The organism is Halomonas sp. HL-93 (genome assembly GCF_900086985.1).
GTDB lineage: Bacteria > Pseudomonadota > Gammaproteobacteria > Pseudomonadales > Halomonadaceae > Vreelandella.
The window spans coordinates 3,376,507-3,393,141 of sequence record NZ_LT593974.1 but is presented as its reverse complement, the minus strand read 5'-3'; the positions used below and the strand labels follow the sequence as shown (position 1 = coordinate 3,393,141).

Annotated in this window: 20 protein-coding genes; 13 read left to right on the top strand and 7 right to left on the bottom strand. The window is 58.6% G+C overall.

The annotated features are described in order from the left end of the window. Window positions 1–46: 46 nt before the first annotated feature. Genes GA0071314_RS15695 through GA0071314_RS15680 form a run of 4 tightly spaced genes read left to right on the top strand, consistent with a single transcriptional unit; the run spans window position 47 to window position 3,078 of the window. On the top strand, window positions 47–1,450 hold the full coding sequence (locus GA0071314_RS15695) for an MFS transporter (protein WP_074397516.1): 1,404 nt from the start codon (window positions 47–49) through the stop codon (window positions 1,448–1,450). 41 nt (window positions 1,451–1,491) lie between these two features. Then, entirely contained in the window at window positions 1,492–1,800 is a 309-nt protein-coding gene (locus tag GA0071314_RS15690) for a BolA family protein (RefSeq protein ID WP_074397515.1), read from the top strand. After that, entirely contained in the window at window positions 1,797–2,645 is an 849-nt protein-coding gene (locus GA0071314_RS15685; protein ID WP_074397514.1) for a hypothetical protein, read from the top strand. The genes GA0071314_RS15690 and GA0071314_RS15685 overlap by 4 nt, the downstream gene beginning before the upstream one ends. Next, window positions 2,632–3,078 carry a GNAT family N-acetyltransferase gene (locus GA0071314_RS15680; RefSeq protein ID WP_331710465.1) on the top strand — a complete coding sequence of 149 codons (447 nt, stop codon included), beginning with the start codon at window positions 2,632–2,634 and terminating at the stop codon, window positions 3,076–3,078. The genes GA0071314_RS15685 and GA0071314_RS15680 overlap by 14 nt, the downstream gene beginning before the upstream one ends. On the opposite strand, the gene zapB is transcribed toward GA0071314_RS15680, so the two are convergent. Next, entirely contained in the window at window positions 3,075–3,257 is a 183-nt protein-coding gene (gene zapB, locus GA0071314_RS15675; protein ID WP_074397513.1) for a cell division protein ZapB, read from the bottom strand. The two genes, GA0071314_RS15680 and zapB, sit on opposite strands and share 4 nt — an antisense overlap. Before the next feature lie 104 nt (window positions 3,258–3,361). After that, window positions 3,362–3,970, bottom strand: coding sequence for a 16S rRNA (guanine(966)-N(2))-methyltransferase RsmD (rsmD, locus tag GA0071314_RS15670; protein WP_074397512.1), 609 nt, complete (start codon window positions 3,968–3,970; stop codon window positions 3,362–3,364). 91 nt (window positions 3,971–4,061) lie between these two features. Here rsmD and ftsY point away from each other — a divergent pair, with 91 nt between their 5' ends. From ftsY to rpoH, 4 genes are all read left to right on the top strand, one after another. Next, the gene (gene ftsY, locus GA0071314_RS15665; RefSeq protein WP_074397511.1) at window positions 4,062–5,348 is read left to right on the top strand and encodes a signal recognition particle-docking protein FtsY; all 1,287 of its coding nucleotides are present in this window, start codon (window positions 4,062–4,064) and stop codon (window positions 5,346–5,348) included. Then, a complete protein-coding gene (gene ftsE / locus GA0071314_RS15660) occupies window positions 5,345–6,013 on the top strand; it encodes a cell division ATP-binding protein FtsE (RefSeq protein WP_074397510.1) in 669 nt (222 codons plus the stop codon). The genes ftsY and ftsE overlap by 4 nt, the downstream gene beginning before the upstream one ends. Then, window positions 6,010–7,047 carry a permease-like cell division protein FtsX gene (gene ftsX, locus GA0071314_RS15655; RefSeq protein WP_074397509.1) on the top strand — a complete coding sequence of 346 codons (1,038 nt, stop codon included), beginning with the start codon at window positions 6,010–6,012 and terminating at the stop codon, window positions 7,045–7,047. The genes ftsE and ftsX overlap by 4 nt, the downstream gene beginning before the upstream one ends. A 105-nt stretch (window positions 7,048–7,152) precedes the next feature. Further along, window positions 7,153–8,019, top strand: coding sequence for an RNA polymerase sigma factor RpoH (gene rpoH, locus GA0071314_RS15650; protein WP_074397508.1), 867 nt, complete (start codon window positions 7,153–7,155; stop codon window positions 8,017–8,019). A gap of 94 nt (window positions 8,020–8,113) precedes the next feature. Here the strand turns inward: rpoH and slmA are convergent, their stop codons facing one another. From slmA to coaBC, 5 genes are all read right to left on the bottom strand, one after another. Continuing rightward, window positions 8,114–8,722 (bottom strand): nucleoid occlusion factor SlmA, encoded by a 609-nt coding sequence (gene slmA / locus GA0071314_RS15645; protein WP_074397507.1) that lies wholly within the window; start codon window positions 8,720–8,722, stop codon window positions 8,114–8,116. Between the two features lie 20 nt (window positions 8,723–8,742). Then, complete coding sequence (argB, locus tag GA0071314_RS15640; RefSeq protein ID WP_074397506.1) at window positions 8,743–9,642, bottom strand: acetylglutamate kinase; 900 nt, start codon at window positions 9,640–9,642, stop codon at window positions 8,743–8,745. A 115-nt stretch (window positions 9,643–9,757) separates the two neighbouring features. Next, a complete protein-coding gene (locus GA0071314_RS15635; protein WP_074397505.1) occupies window positions 9,758–11,146 on the bottom strand; it encodes a phosphomannomutase/phosphoglucomutase in 1,389 nt (462 codons plus the stop codon). 32 nt (window positions 11,147–11,178) lie between these two features. After that, a complete protein-coding gene (gene dut / locus GA0071314_RS15630; RefSeq protein WP_074397504.1) occupies window positions 11,179–11,637 on the bottom strand; it encodes a dUTP diphosphatase in 459 nt (152 codons plus the stop codon). Beyond that, window positions 11,634–12,905: a bifunctional phosphopantothenoylcysteine decarboxylase/phosphopantothenate--cysteine ligase CoaBC gene (gene coaBC / locus GA0071314_RS15625; protein ID WP_074397503.1), complete on the bottom strand. Its 1,272-nt coding sequence runs from the start codon at window positions 12,903–12,905 to the stop codon at window positions 11,634–11,636. Before coaBC ends, dut begins: the two co-directional genes overlap by 4 nt. Before the next feature lie 116 nt (window positions 12,906–13,021). Here coaBC and radC point away from each other — a divergent pair, with 116 nt between their 5' ends. The 5 genes from radC to GA0071314_RS15600 all read left to right on the top strand — a co-directional run bounded on the left by radC (window position 13,022) and on the right by GA0071314_RS15600 (window position 16,616). Continuing rightward, on the top strand, window positions 13,022–13,696 hold the full coding sequence (gene radC, locus GA0071314_RS15620; protein ID WP_074397502.1) for a RadC family protein: 675 nt from the start codon (window positions 13,022–13,024) through the stop codon (window positions 13,694–13,696). Between the two features lie 252 nt (window positions 13,697–13,948). Next, window positions 13,949–14,185: a 50S ribosomal protein L28 gene (gene rpmB, locus GA0071314_RS15615; RefSeq protein ID WP_027337781.1), complete on the top strand. Its 237-nt coding sequence runs from the start codon at window positions 13,949–13,951 to the stop codon at window positions 14,183–14,185. Between the two features lie 37 nt (window positions 14,186–14,222). Next, window positions 14,223–14,378, top strand: a complete 156-nt coding sequence (gene rpmG / locus GA0071314_RS15610) for a 50S ribosomal protein L33 (RefSeq protein ID WP_027337782.1) — start codon at window positions 14,223–14,225, stop codon at window positions 14,376–14,378. A gap of 152 nt (window positions 14,379–14,530) precedes the next feature. Further along, on the top strand, window positions 14,531–15,358 hold the full coding sequence (gene mutM / locus GA0071314_RS15605) for a bifunctional DNA-formamidopyrimidine glycosylase/DNA-(apurinic or apyrimidinic site) lyase (RefSeq protein ID WP_074397501.1): 828 nt from the start codon (window positions 14,531–14,533) through the stop codon (window positions 15,356–15,358). Between the two features lie 67 nt (window positions 15,359–15,425). Beyond that, complete coding sequence (locus GA0071314_RS15600; protein WP_074397500.1) at window positions 15,426–16,616, top strand: class I SAM-dependent rRNA methyltransferase; 1,191 nt, start codon at window positions 15,426–15,428, stop codon at window positions 16,614–16,616. The last annotated feature ends 19 nt before the right edge of the window (window positions 16,617–16,635 follow it).

The following is a 16,635-nucleotide window of genomic DNA, read 5'->3' as shown; positions in this document are numbered from 1 at the left end:
TTGCCGGTTTCGCTGTTTCAATGGGGCCGTTTAGGAACTCACCCGCATGCGACTGTTTGAAACCCGACCCGGCGACGATGGCCTACCAGGGGGCGAGCGAGCGTTGGCTGTCTTGGCGTTGGTCACGGGTACACTGATGGCGGTGGTCGATACCACCATGATTAACCTTGCCTTGCCCACCATTGCGGCCGATCTTGATATACCTGCTTCCCGGTCGGTGTGGATCACCAATTTGTTCCAGGTAGTGTGCGCTGCGTTCTTGCTGGTGTTTGCCGGTATTAGTGAGCTAGTAACCCGTCGGCGGCTATATCTGTTTGGCGTGGCAACCTTTGTGGTGGCCGCGCTGGGAGCGGCCCTGTCGCGCAACTTAGAAACACTGCTGGTGTTTCGCGCCTTACAGGGCTTGGGAGCAGCCGCTACGCTGTCCATCGGGCCGTCGCTTTATCGGGCAATTTTCCCTTCGCGCTTGCTGGGTAGTGCATTAGGCCTCAGTGCCTTGGTGGTGGCCGGCGGGTATGCCGCAGGCCCTACGTTAAGCGGCGTGATTCTCTCGTTTGCTGATTGGCCCTGGCTGTTCGCGCTGAATGTACCGCTAGGCGTGTGCTCTCTGTGGCTAGCAAGCCGAGCGCTCCCCCGGGAAACGCCACGCCAGGGTAGCTTTGACGTACTGGGTGCGTTGTTTTCCATGTTGATGCTGGCAAGCTTCTTCTTGGCCATGGATGCCGCAGGCCACGCCGCACCGGTATGGCAAAGCGCTGGCTGGGGAGGGCTCGCGGTGACAGCCTGCGGCTTGTTTATTGCCCGTCAGCGGCGCGCACCGTATCCGTTATTACCGCTAAGCGTGTTCGCGGAAAAGCGCTTTACCTTGGCAGTTTCGGCCTCGGGGCTGGCGTTTATTGGCCAGGGGCTGACATTTGTCGCACTGTCGTTTTTCTACCAGGAGCAGATGGGCTTTTCACCGCTGGAAACCGCCTGGTTGTTCACCCCTTGGCCGCTTGCCATTATGGTCGTCGGACCGCTAGCCGGGCGGCTTGCCGACCGTATTAACCCCAGTGTGCTGTCCAGCACTGGCCTGGTGTTGTTGATCATCGGACTAATCGCCTTGGCGCTCGTCGATGAATCGACCGGTGTGGTGGGCAGTTTATGGCGCACGGCACTGTGCGGTATTGGCTTTGGGCTCTTTCAACCACCTAACAACCGCGAAATGATGGGTAGCCTGCCGCCAGAGCGCAGCGCCAACGTGTCCGGGGTGATGAGCACCACTCGCACGGTGGGGCAATCGGTGGGGGTCGCCCTGGTGGGCGCCGCGCTGGCCCTGGGTTCGCCCGTGCAGATAACGCTGTGGCTGGGGGCCGCGACCACTTTGCTGGCGCTGCTGGCGAGCCTTTCGCGGGTGTCACTGGCGCGGCGCGCGCTGGTTGCGCGTCGGGCATCGTCTGGCGGCCAGTAAGCGCGTACAATGGAAGGGTTTCCGACCTAAGGAGAGCCTCCATGACGCTGCAGGCACAAATAGAGCAGAAGTTAGCGGCGCTCGCGCCCGACGTGCTGCAGGTAGAAAATGAAAGCCATATGCACAACGTGCCCGAGAACGCCGAAACGCATTTCAAGGTAACCCTGGTGAGCGATAGCTTTGATGGCCTGATGCCGGTTAAGCGCCACCAGAAGATCTATGCGCTGCTGGCCGATGAACTGTCGGGCCCGGTGCACGCGCTGGCGCTTCATTTGTACACCCCCCATGAATGGGAAGTCCGAGGCGGCCAGCGCCCCGATTCGCCCAACTGCCGAGGGGGCGGGCAGTGACCCCAGAGGTTGTTCGTCGGCATTACCTGGAGGCCATGGGCATCACTGCCTGGGCATCCCGCTATCAACTACCCAACGCACGCCCGACCGAGGCCTGCGAATGGGACGATACGCCGGCGGCGACAACGCCGCCGCGCGAGCGCTTACAGGCGCTTTTGGATGATGCGCCATCACCGCCGCCAAAGCCCGCCGACGTGCCGTCTGTCGCTGAGGACGTGCCCGCGTCACCCTCGGCGGTGCGCGCCCTGCTTGACGATCGAGCGAAGGCTCCGGGCAAACCCGCGGAAGCGCCTGCTACGTCAACGCCTGACGAGGCACCTGCTACGTCGTCTCACGCAGCGCCCGCCAAGCCCCTGACGTTTCATGTGTCATGCGTATGTATCGGTGGACGCTGGCTAAGCCTGCACGCCGGGGACCTCAGCGCGGACGCCCAGCGGCTACTCGCCAATATATGTCAGGCGGCCGGGCTTACAGACGGCACGCTGCCGGAGGTCACACGCTTTAAATGGCCGCCCATGGCCAACGCCTTTGCGTCGGACGACCCGCTGGAAGAAGCCCGCGAAGGCGTCACCGCCTTTATCAATGGCGCGGCCAGTCGCCAGCACTGGCAGTTGGAAAAGATACTCTGGTGGGGCGACGCCGCCGCTGACCCAGATAGCGAGTCGCTGTCGAAGGTATTGGATGTGGATGCCGATCACAGCCGCACCCTGGGCCTGCCGGTCTGGCAGGCGCCGGCATTGACCACCTTACTGCAAAGCCCCACGGCCAAGCGTGCTCTCTGGCCTGAGCTGTACGCCCTGGCAAAAGGTTGGCAGGCACCGTCGTTAGCGCATGATGATCGCTGAGCTTTACCGCACTGACGTGCAGTCACTTCTGGCGCTCGAAGTGCGCGCCCAGAGCGGCGCAAGCCAAGCGCTGCTGACAGAGGCATTGGTCGACGATGCGGCCTGTGTAATGGGGTGCTGGCAGGCCAGCGAGCTGATCGGTTATGCGCTGCTGGCACGCTTGCCTTTCGATGCCGAACTGCAGGCCATTGGCGTGCTGCCCGAGCGGCGTGGCGAAGGGATCGGCGGTGAATTGCTCGGCGCTGTGCTGGCGGTGGCAGCCGATTGGCAAAGCGAGCGGGTGCTGCTGGAGGTGCGTGAAAGCAATACGTCAGCGCGAAAGCTTTACGTCGGCGCAGGCTTTCAACAGGACGGCATGCGGCGGGATTATTACCCGGCGGCTGAAGGCGCCACCGGGCGCGAGAGTGCGCTGCTGATGTCGCGGTCTATTTAGGACTGACCGTCATCGAATTTAGTCAGCAGCGCGCTTAAGCGGCGCTCCCACTCTTCGTGCTCCTGCTTGAGTTGGGTGTTTTCATTGCGCAGCGTCTCATTTTCCAGCTTCATCATCTCCAGCGCTTCAACGGTGTCGGTAACGCGCTGCTCAAGCTGATTAAATAACTCTAGGCTCATGCCCACCTCCAGATAAAAACAAGCGACATGCTTGCCTGTACAAAAACGGGTTAAAAAACAGTGGGGCGAGCGTAACGTTCGCAATGCGATGCCGCAAGCGCTGATTACGGAGCGTGGCGTTGATAAAGCCTTGCCGTGCTTTCCCCTGCTTGGGTCTCGCGATGCAGCGCCCAATGGGTTGGCACTTGAGGATCCCAGTCACGTTCGGTTTCTACGTAAATCATCGCATCTTCTGCCAGCCAGCCGCCTGTCTCCAGTGCGCTACAACAGTCGGCTACCAGGGCCTGATGAAACGGTGGGTCTAGAAAGACGACATCGAAGCGCTGGGCAGGCTGGGCGAGAAACACCTGTGCATCGCGAATGATGACATGGCCCTGATTTGCTTGGAGCGTCTCAAGGTTACGGGTAATGTGAGCGGCCACCTGGCTGTCACGCTCGATAAAGGCGACCTGTGTGGCCCCGCGTGAGAGTGCTTCAATCCCCAGCGCGCCGGTGCCAGCAAACAGGTCGAGCACTTTTTTGCCGTAAAGCGTCTGGCCGAGCCAGTTGAACAGCGTTTCACGCACGCGGTCGGGCGTGGGGCGCAATCCTGGGCTGTCGAGTACCGGGAGCTGGCGACGGCGAAAGTCGCCGCCAATAATGCGCAGCTTGCCCATGGGTTTGGCAGGTGATCGTCGAGCAGCAGATGAGCGAGAGGAGCGTTGTCGTGTCATATCGCGGATTGTAGCGGGCTACTTATCCAAAGTCTTGGTTGGCGGTGGTAGGATAATCACATTCTTTATCTTTATTAGTCGGATGACATCCATGTTTGGTTTTTTTAAGCGTAAACAAAAGCAGGATTCCCAGCAGGACGACGAGTCGCAGGCCGAGGCTTCTAAGGAGCAGGAGACCGATGAAGGCTCCTTGCAAGCGCCGGACTCGCAAAGCGCCGAGCGCGAGGATGCCGGCGTTGACGAGCATTCGGCTGCACCTGATCCTGTGCCAGAGCCAGAGCCAGAGCCAGAGCCAGAGCCAGAGCCAGAGCCAGAGCCAGAGCCAGAGCCAGAGCCAGAGCCAGAGCCAGAGCCAGAGCCAGAGCCAGAGCCAGAGCCAGAGCTCGTCAAAAAACCGGCGCTGCAAGATAAACCGGTTGCCGATAAAGGCGAGAAAAAAGGGTGGCTTGCGCGTATCACGTCAGGCCTGGGCAAAACCCGCGCTAATTTGACTGACGGCATCGCCGATCTTTTCCTGGGTAAAAAGCAGATCGATGACGAGCTGCTTGAAGACCTCGAAACCCAACTGCTAATGGCTGACGTGGGAATTGAGGCGACCAGCGAAATTATCGAGCGACTGGAAGCCCGTGTATCGCGCAAAGAGCTGAATGACCCCGAAGCGCTCTACCGTGGATTGCAGGAAGAGCTGGCGGCGATGCTTGAACCCGTCACTGTTCCGCTGAGCTTTGATAAGGCCAGCGACGGCCCCTTCGTGATTCTGGTGGTGGGCGTCAACGGTGTCGGCAAAACCACCACGATCGGCAAGCTCACCCAGCGTTTTCAGCGTGAAGGCAAAAGCGTCATGCTGGCGGCAGGGGATACCTTCCGTGCCGCCGCTGTGGAGCAGTTGAAGGTTTGGGGTGAGCGCAACAGCGTGCCGGTGATTGCCCAGCACACCGGTGCTGACAGTGCCTCAGTGATTTATGACGCGGTCGCCGCCGCCAAATCCCGCGGGGTGGATGTGTTAATCGCCGATACCGCCGGGCGTTTGCATAATAAGGGCCACCTGATGGAAGAGCTGAAAAAAGTCCATCGCGTAATGAAAAAGATCGATGACACCGCGCCCCACGAAGTCATGCTGGTGCTCGATGCCGGGACTGGGCAAAACGCTATTTCCCAGGCCACCACGTTTAACGAGGCAGTCCCGGTGAGCGGTATCACGCTCACCAAGCTAGATGGCACCGCCAAAGGTGGGATTATTTTTGCGTTAGCGAAGCAGCTTAATACGCCGATTCGCTACATAGGTGTTGGCGAAGGGCTGGATGACCTGCGGCCCTTCGAGTCGAAAGACTTCGTCAACGCGCTGTTCGACCGTCAGGGAGACGATGCCAACCCATGATCGCCTTTGAGCATGTGGGTAAGCGCTACGGAGGGCGTTTTGAGGCGCTGTCGCATCTGAACTTTCGTGTGGCGAGAGGTGAGATGGTGTTTCTCACTGGGCACTCAGGCGCGGGGAAAAGCTCGCTGTTGCGTTTGGTTATGCGCCTGGAGAAGCCGAGCCGTGGACGCGTGGTGGTAGCGGGTCACGATATTGCCCAGTTGCATGCCAGCCAAGTGCCGTTTTACCGGCGCCAAATTGGCGTGGTGTTTCAGGACCATCAACTGCTGTTCGATCGCAGCGTGTTTCAAAACGTGTCGCTGCCGTTGGACATCCAGGGTATCGAGCCTCGGGAGTCCGCCCGGCGTGTCCGCGCCGCCCTCGATAAAGTAGGCTTGCTGCACCGTGAAAAAGCGTTGCCCATTGAGCTTTCCGGCGGTGAACAGCAGCGCGTGGGTATCGCCCGTGCGGTGGTCAATAAGCCCGCTTTACTGCTTGCCGACGAGCCCACCGGTAATCTGGATCCGCAGCTGTCCGCCGACATTATGTCGCTGTTTGAAGATTTTAACCGGATTGGCACTACCGTGATGGTTGCCAGCCACGATTTGGCGTTGATCGCGCGACTGCAACATCGGATTTTACGCTTGCGCGATGGCCGCCTAGTGGCGGACGAGGGGGCCGAATGAAACGACCCACTATTAGGCCGAAAGGCGCTGCCCCTCGGGCAACGCGCGCCCGTGCAGCCCCGCGAGAGGCTGCACGCCCCGTGCAGCGAGGAGCGCGAGCCCAACAGCCGCGCACGTCTAGCCGCTTGCGGGCATGGGGACGGCACCACCGGGCGATGGGGGTCGACAGCCTGCAGCGCCTGATCCGCTACCCAGTAGGTAATTTGCTTACGATGCTGGCGATTGCCATTGCCTTGGTGCTGCCAGCGGCGCTTTGGCTGACATTGGACAGTGCCCGGCTACTGGATGCAGAGCTGGACGAGAGCGCCACGCTCACCGTGTATCTTGAAGTCGACGTTGAATCCGGCGAGGCCGAACGCATCGAGCAGGCGGTCAGTGCGGATGAAGACGTACAAAGCACCCGGTTTGTTAGCGCTGAACAGGGCATGGCCGACTTTCAGCAGTCGCTGGGTGTAGAGGATGCGCTCTCAGGGCTTGAAGATAACCCGCTGCCGGGAAGTGTCGTGGTACGCCCGAGTAGCGTTGATCCTGACATCATGCAGACGCTCGCCGAGCGCCTGGAAGACATGCCCGGTGTCGATGAAGTGCGGGTCGATTTGGCGTGGGTTGAGCGCCTCCGCCACTTGGCGGCGTTGGGAACACGGGTGGCGCTGGCTCTGGGCGTCTTGTTTGGTCTCGGCGTGTTACTGGTGGTGGGGAATACCATCCGACTATCAGTGGAGAGTCGCCGGCGTGAAATCGAAGTGGTGATGTTGATCGGCGCGACCCATGCGTTTGTCAGGCGTCCCTTTCTATACAGTGGCGCCTGGTATGGCTTTGGCGGCGGTGTCTTGGCCCTAGGCCTGCTATCGCTGGGTAACCACTGGCTGTCGCTACCTGTGGCCGCTTTGGCGGCAAGCTATGGGGCGAGTTTTTCGCTGCCGCAATTGGACGTGACAGGCTCCACAATTTTGCTATCTTGCAGTACACTACTCGGCTGGTTGGGCGCATGGCTTGCCGTATCTCGGCATCTTGCCAGTATTCGCCCACGCTGAAGGCCCACGTTGCTCATCAGGCGACGGCGAGGGAACCTTGACCATATGGCAAGGTCACAGTGATACATTAATCCACGTAAGGGTTACAACGGAGACCACCTGCACATGAGCACTAGTCTTCTACCGGTGGGGCAGCTTTCCCCAGGCAATGACCTGGGTGGCTACATCAAAGCGGTCAACGGCATTGCGGTTCTTAGTGCCGACGAAGAGCGTGAGCTTGCGTTCCGCCTGTACGATGAAGGCGATCTAGAGGCGGCGCGACGTTTGGTGCTATCGCATCTGCGTTTTGTCGTGCACATCGCGCGTAGTTATTCAGGGTATGGCCTGCCCCAAGCCGATTTAATTCAGGAAGGTAATGTTGGCTTGATGAAAGCCGTCAAGCGTTTCGACCCAAATCAAGGCGTTCGCCTGGTTTCATTTGCGGTGCACTGGATCAAAGCAGAGATCCATGAATTTGTGTTGCGCAATTGGCGTATTGTCAAAATTGCCACCACCAAGGCCCAGCGCAAGTTGTTCTTCAACTTGCGCAGTGCGAAAAAGCGGCTTGCCTGGCTCAATAATGATGAAGTTGATGCCATTGCCAAAGACCTTAACGTAAAACCCGGCATTGTGCGTGATATGGAGGGGCGTCTTTCCTCCTACGATGCTGGCTTTGACGCGTCGCCTAGCGATGACGAAGACAGTGCCTATCAAGCGCCGGTGCACTTTTTAGACGACGCGGCCTCCAACCCGGCAACGCAGTTGGAAGACAGCGATTTTGAGGAAGATTCAACGCGCCGCCTGCAGTTGGCACTTGAAGGATTAGACGAACGTTCTCGGGATATTTTGCAGCGCCGTTGGTTGGCGGAAAACAAAGCCACGCTGCACGATCTGGCAGATGTTTATGGCGTTAGCGCCGAACGTATTCGTCAGCTCGAGAAAAATGCGATGAAGAAATTGCGCCAGAAAATGGGCGATACCATCGCGGCCTGAACGAGTAAGTTGTAGCCAATAAAAACGGCGCGCCCATAGCAGGCGCGCCGTTTTTGTGTCTACCAGGCGCACTTATTCTTGCCTGATTAAGAGGTTAAGCTGGCTGCACTGCTTCGCGCAGTAATTGGCTCGATAGTAGTGTCCACTGGTCGTCCCAGTAGTCGGTGGGCAAGCGTTTGAAATCGCTGCGCACATACTGAGAAATACGCCCCTCTGCCTGGGCCGCCAGCAAGTTGGCAGCGGCGGAGGCTGGAATGGTGGGGCGCAGGCCCTCGCGTAGTTCGGCCTCGCGGAGAATCTGCTTGAACTGTGTTTCCAGTCGCTCAAACAACTGGTGGATCCGCTGACGCAGCCGGGCGGTCTCGCCGGTCAATACGTCGCCGCCCATGACGCGGGCAAGCCCCGGGTTCTTTTCGGCAAAGCCGAGCACCAGCGACAGAATCGTACGGCAGCGATTGGTGGCGTCGGGCACCTCTTCCATGATGCGGTTAATACGCGCAAAAATGCTTTCCTCGATAAAATCGATCAGCCCTTCAAACATACGTGCCTTGCTAGGGAAGTGGCGGTAGAGAGCCGCTTCTGAGACACCCACCTGGCGTGCGAGAGCCGCCGTGGTAATCCGTTTGCCACTGTCTTCTTCAAGCATTAGGGCGAGGGCCTGAAGGATTTGCTCGCGGCGGCGAGGCTTGCGTTCATCGCTCATGATGTTGCTCTCCGTCGCGGTTAGTGGGTGTCGGTGATCAGCGTGCCGACCCCGGCGTTGGTGAAAATCTCCAACAGCACGGCATGGGGCACACGGCCATCGATAATGTGGGCACTGTTAACGCCGCCTTTTACGGCCTCGAGCGCGCAGCGAATTTTGGGCAGCATACCGCCATGAATAGTGCCATCGGCAATCAGGGCGTCAACTTGAGCCGTGGTCAAGCCGGTGAGCACTTCGCTTTCGGCATTCATCAGGCCTGCCACGTTGGTCAACAGCATGAGCTTTTCGGCGTTGAGGGCTTCGGCAATCTTGCCAGCCACAAGGTCCGCGTTGATGTTGTAGCTTTTACCTTCGCTGTCCACGCCAATCGGCGCAATCACGGGAATAAAGTCCCGCGCCGCTAGCATTTCAATCAGGTCGGTGGAGATCGACTCGACCTCGCCCACATGGCCAATATCGATGATTTCCGGGGCGGTCATTTCAGGGCTTTGATGTTCCACCTTGAGCTGGCGTGCACGAATTTGCGCGCCGTCTTTACCGGTCAGGCCAATCGCTTTGCCGCCACTCTGGTTGATCAGGTTGACGATGCTCTTGTTGACCAGCCCGCCGAGCACCATCTCGACCACGTCCATGGTTTGCGAATCGGTCACCCGCATGCCGTTGACGAAGCGCGATTCAATATTGAGCTTGGCCAGCAAGTCGCCAATCTGGGGGCCGCCGCCATGAACGACCACAGGGTTGATGCCCACTTCTTTCATTAACACGATATTGCGGGCAAATGAGTCGATCAGAGTGGTTTCCGTCATCGCATTGCCGCCGTATTTGACTACAACGGTTTTGCCGGAAAATTGCTGAATATAGGGGAGGGCTTCGGAAAGCACCTCCACAACGACCTGGGGGTCGCGACTGGCTGAACTCATGACGTTGTCCCTTGATAATGATGTGGCAAACTTATTGGCATTCAGCGCACTGAGAAACCCATGCTGGGCCGTGCCTTCTTATGGGCTCGGTCCCACCGCACGATGGCGTCCCAGGTCAAGCCTGGGGTAGCGTCAAAGCGGGGTCGACATTTTTCAGTGCATTGGCAAACTGCGCTTTAATGCGCGTTAAGGCCGCTTCATTCTTTCCTTCAAAACGCAGTACTAACACGGGCGTGGTGTTTGAAGCACGGCAAAGCCCCCACCCGTCCGGGTAGTCGACCCGAATGCCGTCCAGCGTTGTCTTGATACCATCGCCGAAGTCGCCTTCCCGAGCAAGTTTATCTACCAGGTTGAATTTGTTGCTGTCGGTGACGGTGATATTGATTTCCGGCGTGCCGATGTCTTGCGGGAAGCTATCAAAGTACGCATCGGCGTCGCCTGCGTAGTTGGCCAAAATCTCCACCAGCCGAGCTGCCGCGTAGAGACCGTCGTCGAAGCCGTACCAGCGTTCTTTGAAGAAAATATGACCACTCATTTCGCCGGCCAGCAGGGCGCCGGTTTCCTTCATGCGTGCCTTGATAAGCGAGTGGCCCGTGCGCCACATTTCCGGCTCGCCGCCCGCCTCGCTGATCACCTGATTCAGGTTGCCGGTACACTTAACGTCAAAAATCACCTTGGCACCGGGGTTGCGTCCCAGCATGTCGGTGGCGAAGGCCATTAATAGGTGATCCGGGTAGATCAGCCGCCCGCGAGGGGTAATCACGCCAAGCCGGTCGCCGTCGCCGTCAAAGGCGAGACCGATGTCCGCCTTCGTGTCTTGAACCGTACGAATTAAGTCTTTCAGGTTTTCGGGCTTGCCGGGGTCAGGGTGGTGATTGGGAAAGGTGCCATCAATCTCGTCAAACAGCGGTATCGTATTCACGCCCAAGCGCTCGATTAACTGCGGGCCTAGCTCGCCCGCCACGCCGTTGCCGCAGTCGACAACCGCCTTCAGCGGGCGGCTGACACTGACGTCGCCCAGGATGCGCGTTAGGTAGGCATCGCGTACGTCTTCTTGATGAATGCTGCCTTCCCCTTGGGTAAGGTCGCCTGACTGTAATCGCTCGTAGAGGGCGGTGATGGCGTCGCCGGAGAGCGTGTCGCCACCGAGCACGATTTTAAAGCCGTTATAATCGGGTGGATTGTGGCTGCCGGTGACCATGACCCCGGAGCGGGTGCCGTCGAGAATGTGGGTGGCGAAATACAGCACCGGGGTGGGTACCATGCCAATATCGATCACGTCGCACCCCGTCGCGTTCAAACCACGCATTAATGCGCCCTGTAAGCGTGGGCCGGATAACCGGCCGTCGCGAGCCACCACAACGGTGGATTCACCCCGTGCAGCCGCCGCAGAGCCGATGGCACGGCCTATCCATTCCACCGTGTCTTCGGTGAGGGTGTCATCGACAATGCCGCGGATGTCGTAAGCCCGGAAAATCGAAGCGGGAATTGTGGGTGTCGTCATGGGGGTATCCTTACGAAAGTAGCCAGTACCGATTAGTGACGGCCAGTACTGCCGAAGCCGCCGCTGCCGCGCGTGGAGTCGCTAAATTGATCGACTAGATCAAGCTCAGCCTGTACCACCGGAACAAGCACGTACTGTGCCAACCGCTCGAACGGGGCGAGCGTAAAGGCGCTTTGTCCGCGATTCCATACGGAAATCATTAACTCTCCCTGGTAGTCGGCATCAATCAAGCCCACCAAGTTGCCCAGTACGATGCCATGCTTATGCCCCAAACCGGAGCGAGGCAAAATCATACCGGCAAGGCCAGGATCTTCAATATAGATGGCTAGGCCCGTACGTACGAGGTGAGTATCTCCTGGGTTCAGGATAAGCGGCTCGTCGAGCAGCGCGCGCAGGTCCATGCCCGCTGAGCCATCGGTCGCATAATGGGGCAAATAGTCGCGCAGTCGTTCATCCAACACTTTGCATTGCAAGCGGGGGCGGGAAGTCATGAGGTGGCTCCAGTAAACGTGGGCAATAACATAAGGGCTTGTTGGATGACGCGATTTGCCAACTGTGTTTTGGGCTGTGGGGCTTCTGGCAGGCGTTCGATACCTTTAGGCGTACGCCATAGCAGAAGCGCCGCGTTATCGTCGCTGCCAAAGCCGAGGCCTTGTTGGCTAACGTCGTTGGCAACGATCATATCAAGGCCTTTACGCGTGAGTTTATCCGTAGCGTAACGTTCAACGTCCTGGGTTTCGGCGGCAAAGCCGATCACAAAAGGACGTGTCTCGGGCGGAAGCGCGGCCACATCGGCAATAATGTCGGGGTTTTTGACCAAGGTAAGCGTTAGCGTATCGCTCTCATGGGTCTTTTTCAGCTTATGTTCAGCGGTACTTGCCGCGCGATAGTCAGCAACGGCGGCACAGCCGATAAACAGTGCCGCCTTAGTGGCTAAGCGCAGTGACTCCTGGTGCATCTGCTCGGCGGTTTCAACGTCGATGCGCGTTACGCCAGCGGGCGTTGCAAGCGCGACCGGTCCGCTGATCAGTGTGACGTTGGCACCCTGTGCAGAGGCGGCGGCGGCGAGCGCGTAGCCCATTTTCCCCGAACTGTGATTGGACAGATAGCGCACCGGGTCGAGTGCTTCCCGGGTCGGACCCGCGGTGATCACCACATGCGGCGCCGAGGCGCTCGGTGTCACGCGGGTCGAGGGCGAAAAGTGACGCAATAGCGCGTCAACGATCACTTCGGGTTCGCTCATGCGTCCTGGGCCAACGTCGCCGCAGGCCTGATCGCCCGCCGCGGGTCCAATCAGTTGCCAGCCATCCTCGGCTATTTGCTGTACGTTGCGCTGGGTGGCTGGGTGGCGCCACATGGCCTGGTTCATGGCGGGGGCAATCAGCTTGGGGGCTTCCGAGGCCAGGCAAAGCGTGGTCAGCAGATCATCAGCCATGCCGTGGACCAGACGTGCAATGAGATCGGCGGTGGCGGGGGCGATCAGGACAACATCGGCCCAGCGGGCCAGTTCAATATGCCCCATGCCCGCTTCGGCGTCAGGGTCGAGCAGCGACGTGCGCACGGGCTCGCCGGATAGTGCCTGTAGCGTTAACGGGGTGATAAACGCCTGAGCCCCATCGGTCATTACTACGCGCACTTCGCAGCCTGCTTGCTTTAGCAGGCGCACGATCTGGGCACTTTTATACGCCGCGATGCCCGCGCTGATACCCAGCAGCACGCGCTTTGCGTTAGCGGTCGTTGTCGCAGTCACAGACGTCATGGCATAAGACCCACGTTGAGCATTCTTTAGGTCGCTTACCATACCATTCGTCTGCACAATTTGGCATGCTGCATCCACGCATAGGGAAAGGCGAAACAACGCGCAGGGAGGCGGCGATGGGCATTAACCACTGGCCGGAAGGTGAGCGGCCACGAGAAAAACTATTAAACTTGGGGGCTCAGGCGCTATCTGACGCTGAGCTACTGGCGATTTTTTTGCGTGTCGGAGTTCAAGGTCGCTCCGCGGTCGATCTGGCGCGGGATCTGCTGGCAAGCTTTGGGGGGCTGCGTCAGCTGCTGGAAGCCGACCAGACGCGTTTTTGTGAAGCGCGTGGGCTGGGGAGCGCCAAGTTCGCCCAGCTACAGGCCACGCTTGAGCTCTCCAGGCGCCATCTGGCCACGCAGTTGGCACGCGGGGAAGCGCTGACGTCACCCACGCTGGTGCGCCACTACTTGAGTTCTCAACTACGCCATCTGGGCCATGAGGAATTCGCAGTACTTTTTTTGGATACCCAGCACCGAATTATTCGCTATGAATCCCTGTTTCGCGGTACCCTAGACAGCGCATCCGTTTATCCCCGCGAAGTTGCCAAGCGTGCCTTAGCGCACAACGCTGGCGCTGTTATCCTGGCCCACAACCATCCTTCGGGTGTTGCTGAGCCGAGTGATGCTGATCGACGAATCACTGATCGTTTGAAAGAAGCGCTCGCCCTCTTTGATGTGCGGGTGCTGGATCATTTCGTGGTGGGGGACGGAGACGTGGTGTCATTTGCCGAGCGGGGCTGGCTGTAAGCACGCTACCCGGCCAATCAGCGACGATGTTAAGTAACATGAATCAAAAGGCGGTTTTTCGGCCTTTTGTCACGGTTTTTCTTGCTGAATGGCTAGTGCTCTGGTATAAAGTGCCACCTTTGAACTTGGGTTGAATAACGGATTTGGGTATAGCTAGGCGGTTAACCGCGTTGACGCCCTCCCTGCTCCGGTTTGCCCGACAGTTTTGAACACTCAGGTAATTAAATCCTGGCCAAGCAGTTGGAGGCTCTCATGTCCAAAGTATGTCAGGTTACCGGCAAGCGTCCGGTAACTGGTAATAACGTTTCTCACTCCCAGCGTAAGACACGTCGTCGTTTCTTGCCGAACCTGCACACCCATCGTTTTTGGGTTGAAGCTGAAGGCCGCTTCGTCAAGCTGCGCGTTTCCTCTAAAGGTATGCGTATCATTGACAAGAAAGGCATTGAGACGGTTCTGGCCGATATCCGTAAGCGCGGCGACGCCATCTAAATAGTCATTTGGCTAAGAATTTTGGGAGAGTTAAACCATGCGCGATAAGATCAAGCTGGTGTCCAGTGCCGGTACAGGCCACTTTTACACCACTGATAAAAACAAGCGGAATACCCCGGATAAGTTCGAATTCAAGAAATACGACCCGGTGGTCCGTAAGCACGTTATGTACAAGGAAGCCAAAATCAAGTAATCGCTTTTGCGATAACTGGCTTTCACCGCAGGCGAGCGCCTGTTAAAAACCCGGCCCTAAGCCGGGTTTTTGCATGAATGGGTGTTGTGCGCCTGCGAGCGACATAGCAGAGGTGAAAGTCCGTCACCACACTGTCATCAAAGGCTCTCATCATGCCCGAGTTGCCCGAAGTTGAAACCACCCGGCAGGGTATCGCGCCTTACTTGGAAGGCCAGGAAATTACCGAAGTTCGGGTTCGCCAACCTAGCCTGCGCGTGCCGGTGCCGGAGGACTTCGCAGAGCGGCTTGTAGGCTCGCGCGTGGGTGGATTGACGCGTCGCGCCAAGTACCTACAAATGCCGGTCGTTACCGACGAGGGTGAGGCTACACTGCTGTGGCATTTGGGCATGTCCGGCAGCCTGCGCATTGCCCAGGTAGGCGATTTGCCTAAAAAGCATGACCATGTGGATGTGGTCACCCAAAGTGGCTATGTGCTGCGCTACCACGACCCGCGTCGGTTTGGCTTTGTCGATTGGCAGCAGGGTGATGGCAGTGCCGATAAGCGCTTGGCACATTTGGGACCCGAACCGCTGGATGACACCTTTAACGGTCGCTGGCTGTATCGCATGTCACGCAATAAGCGTGTTGCGGTGAAGCCTTTTTTGATGGACAACCGCGTGGTCGTCGGCGCTGGTAACATTTACGCCGCGGAAGCGTTGTTCATGGCGGGCATTGATCCCCGGCGTGCGGCGGGGCGCATCTCACTGGCCCGCTACGAACAGCTAGCCCTCGCTGTGAAGGAGGTGCTGGCCGCTGCTATCATTCAGGGCGGCACCACGCTGCGCGATTTTGTCAGCGGCCAGGGCGAGCCTGGCTATTTTGCCCAGCGTTTGAATGTTTATGGCCGACACGGCCAACCTTGTATGCGCTGCGGGGCGGAGCTTCGCCGCATCACACTCGGCCAGCGGAGTAGCGTCTTTTGCCCCGGCTGCCAACGCTAATTACGGCGTCGCACCGACTTACTGTTTTGCCCGAGCTTTTAAAGCCTACGCTGTTTTGGAGACTGTTGTGACCCAACGCCTGCGCCTGAATAAAAACGCTGACCGCCGCCTGAAAGCGGGCCATCTGTGGATTTATTCCAACGAAGTCGATATTAAAGAAACCCCGCTGAAGAACTTTACCGCGGGTGAGGCCGCGCTGGTCGAGGCGTCTAACGGTAAGGTCATCGGGGTCGCTTACGTGAACCCGCATTCGCTCATTGCAGCGCGGGTGATGTCACGTGACCCCGAAATGCGTCTGGATCGCTCGCTGTTTGTGCACCGCTTCAACCAGGCGCTTGCCTTGCGTCAACGATTGTTTGAGCAGCCGTTTTATCGCCTGATTCATGGTGAAGGCGACCTGTTGCCGGGTCTGGTGGTCGACCGCTTCGGCGATGTCGTGGTGGTGCAGTTGAACACCGCAGGTATGCAGTCGTTAGCTGAAGAGATTGTCGATGCCTTGGAAAAAGTCATCAAGCCCAGCGCGATTGTGTTCCGCAACGACACCGGGGGCCGTCGCCAGGAAGGCCTGGATGCCCTGGTGGAAGTGGTCAAAGGCGCGCTGCCTGACGAAGTGCTGTTGGAAGAGAATGGCGTGCGCTTTGTGGTACCGGTACTTGATGGCCAGAAGACCGGCTGGTTCTTCGATCACCGGGTTAATCGTGCCTGGCTGAATGGGCAGGTCGCCGGTAAGCGAGTATTGGACGTATTCAGCTACGTGGGTGGCTGGGGCGTCCAGGCGGCCGTTAGCGGTGCCTCTGAAGTACTGTGTGTCGACTCATCGGGTCCGGCGCTTGAGCAGGTGGCCCGCAATGCTGAACTGAACGGTGTCCAGGAACAGGTCGCTATTGGTGAAGGCGATGCGTTTGAGGCCTTGGCGGCGCTTAAAGCCGACGGCGAACAGTTCGACGTGGTAATTCTGGATCCGCCTGCGTTTATCAAAAAGCGCAAGGATATCCCCAACGGCGAACGTGCCTACAATCGTCTGAACCGTGAAGCCATGCGCCTGCTGGGTCGTGATGGTTTGCTAATGTCGGCCTCATGCTCGATGCACCTGGCCCCCGAGCGCCTAGTGGATGTGGTGCGCGGCGCGGTGCGTCACCAGGACCGCCATGGTCAAGTGATCTTCCAGGGCCATCAAGGGCCGGACCACCCGGTACACCCGGCGATCCCGGAAACGTCGTACCTGAAGGCGTTAGGCGTGCGCGTGTTCCGTGACTAGGTAGTACTTTCAGCAACCG

Coding starts and splice junctions, on each gene's coding strand:
- zapB (WP_074397513.1), bottom strand. CDS start 3,257: ATGAGCCTAGAGTTATTTAATCAGCTTGAGCAGCGCGTTACCGACACC.
- GA0071314_RS15695 (WP_074397516.1), top strand. CDS start 47: ATGCGACTGTTTGAAACCCGACCCGGCGACGATGGCCTACCAGGGGGC.
- rpmB (WP_027337781.1), top strand. CDS start 13,949: ATGTCCAAAGTATGTCAGGTTACCGGCAAGCGTCCGGTAACTGGTAAT.
- rsmD (WP_074397512.1), bottom strand. CDS start 3,970: ATGACACGACAACGCTCCTCTCGCTCATCTGCTGCTCGACGATCACCT.
- GA0071314_RS15680 (WP_331710465.1), top strand. CDS start 2,632: ATGATGATCGCTGAGCTTTACCGCACTGACGTGCAGTCACTTCTGGCG.
- argB (WP_074397506.1), bottom strand. CDS start 9,642: ATGAGTTCAGCCAGTCGCGACCCCCAGGTCGTTGTGGAGGTGCTTTCC.
- ftsY (WP_074397511.1), top strand. CDS start 4,062: ATGTTTGGTTTTTTTAAGCGTAAACAAAAGCAGGATTCCCAGCAGGAC.
- slmA (WP_074397507.1), bottom strand. CDS start 8,722: ATGAGCGATGAACGCAAGCCTCGCCGCCGCGAGCAAATCCTTCAGGCC.
- GA0071314_RS15690 (WP_074397515.1), top strand. CDS start 1,492: ATGACGCTGCAGGCACAAATAGAGCAGAAGTTAGCGGCGCTCGCGCCC.
- dut (WP_074397504.1), bottom strand. CDS start 11,637: ATGACTTCCCGCCCCCGCTTGCAATGCAAAGTGTTGGATGAACGACTG.
- ftsE (WP_074397510.1), top strand. CDS start 5,345: ATGATCGCCTTTGAGCATGTGGGTAAGCGCTACGGAGGGCGTTTTGAG.
- coaBC (WP_074397503.1), bottom strand. CDS start 12,905: ATGACGTCTGTGACTGCGACAACGACCGCTAACGCAAAGCGCGTGCTG.
- rpmG (WP_027337782.1), top strand. CDS start 14,223: ATGCGCGATAAGATCAAGCTGGTGTCCAGTGCCGGTACAGGCCACTTT.
- radC (WP_074397502.1), top strand. CDS start 13,022: ATGGGCATTAACCACTGGCCGGAAGGTGAGCGGCCACGAGAAAAACTA.
- ftsX (WP_074397509.1), top strand. CDS start 6,010: ATGAAACGACCCACTATTAGGCCGAAAGGCGCTGCCCCTCGGGCAACG.
- rpoH (WP_074397508.1), top strand. CDS start 7,153: ATGAGCACTAGTCTTCTACCGGTGGGGCAGCTTTCCCCAGGCAATGAC.
- GA0071314_RS15635 (WP_074397505.1), bottom strand. CDS start 11,146: ATGACGACACCCACAATTCCCGCTTCGATTTTCCGGGCTTACGACATC.
- mutM (WP_074397501.1), top strand. CDS start 14,531: ATGCCCGAGTTGCCCGAAGTTGAAACCACCCGGCAGGGTATCGCGCCT.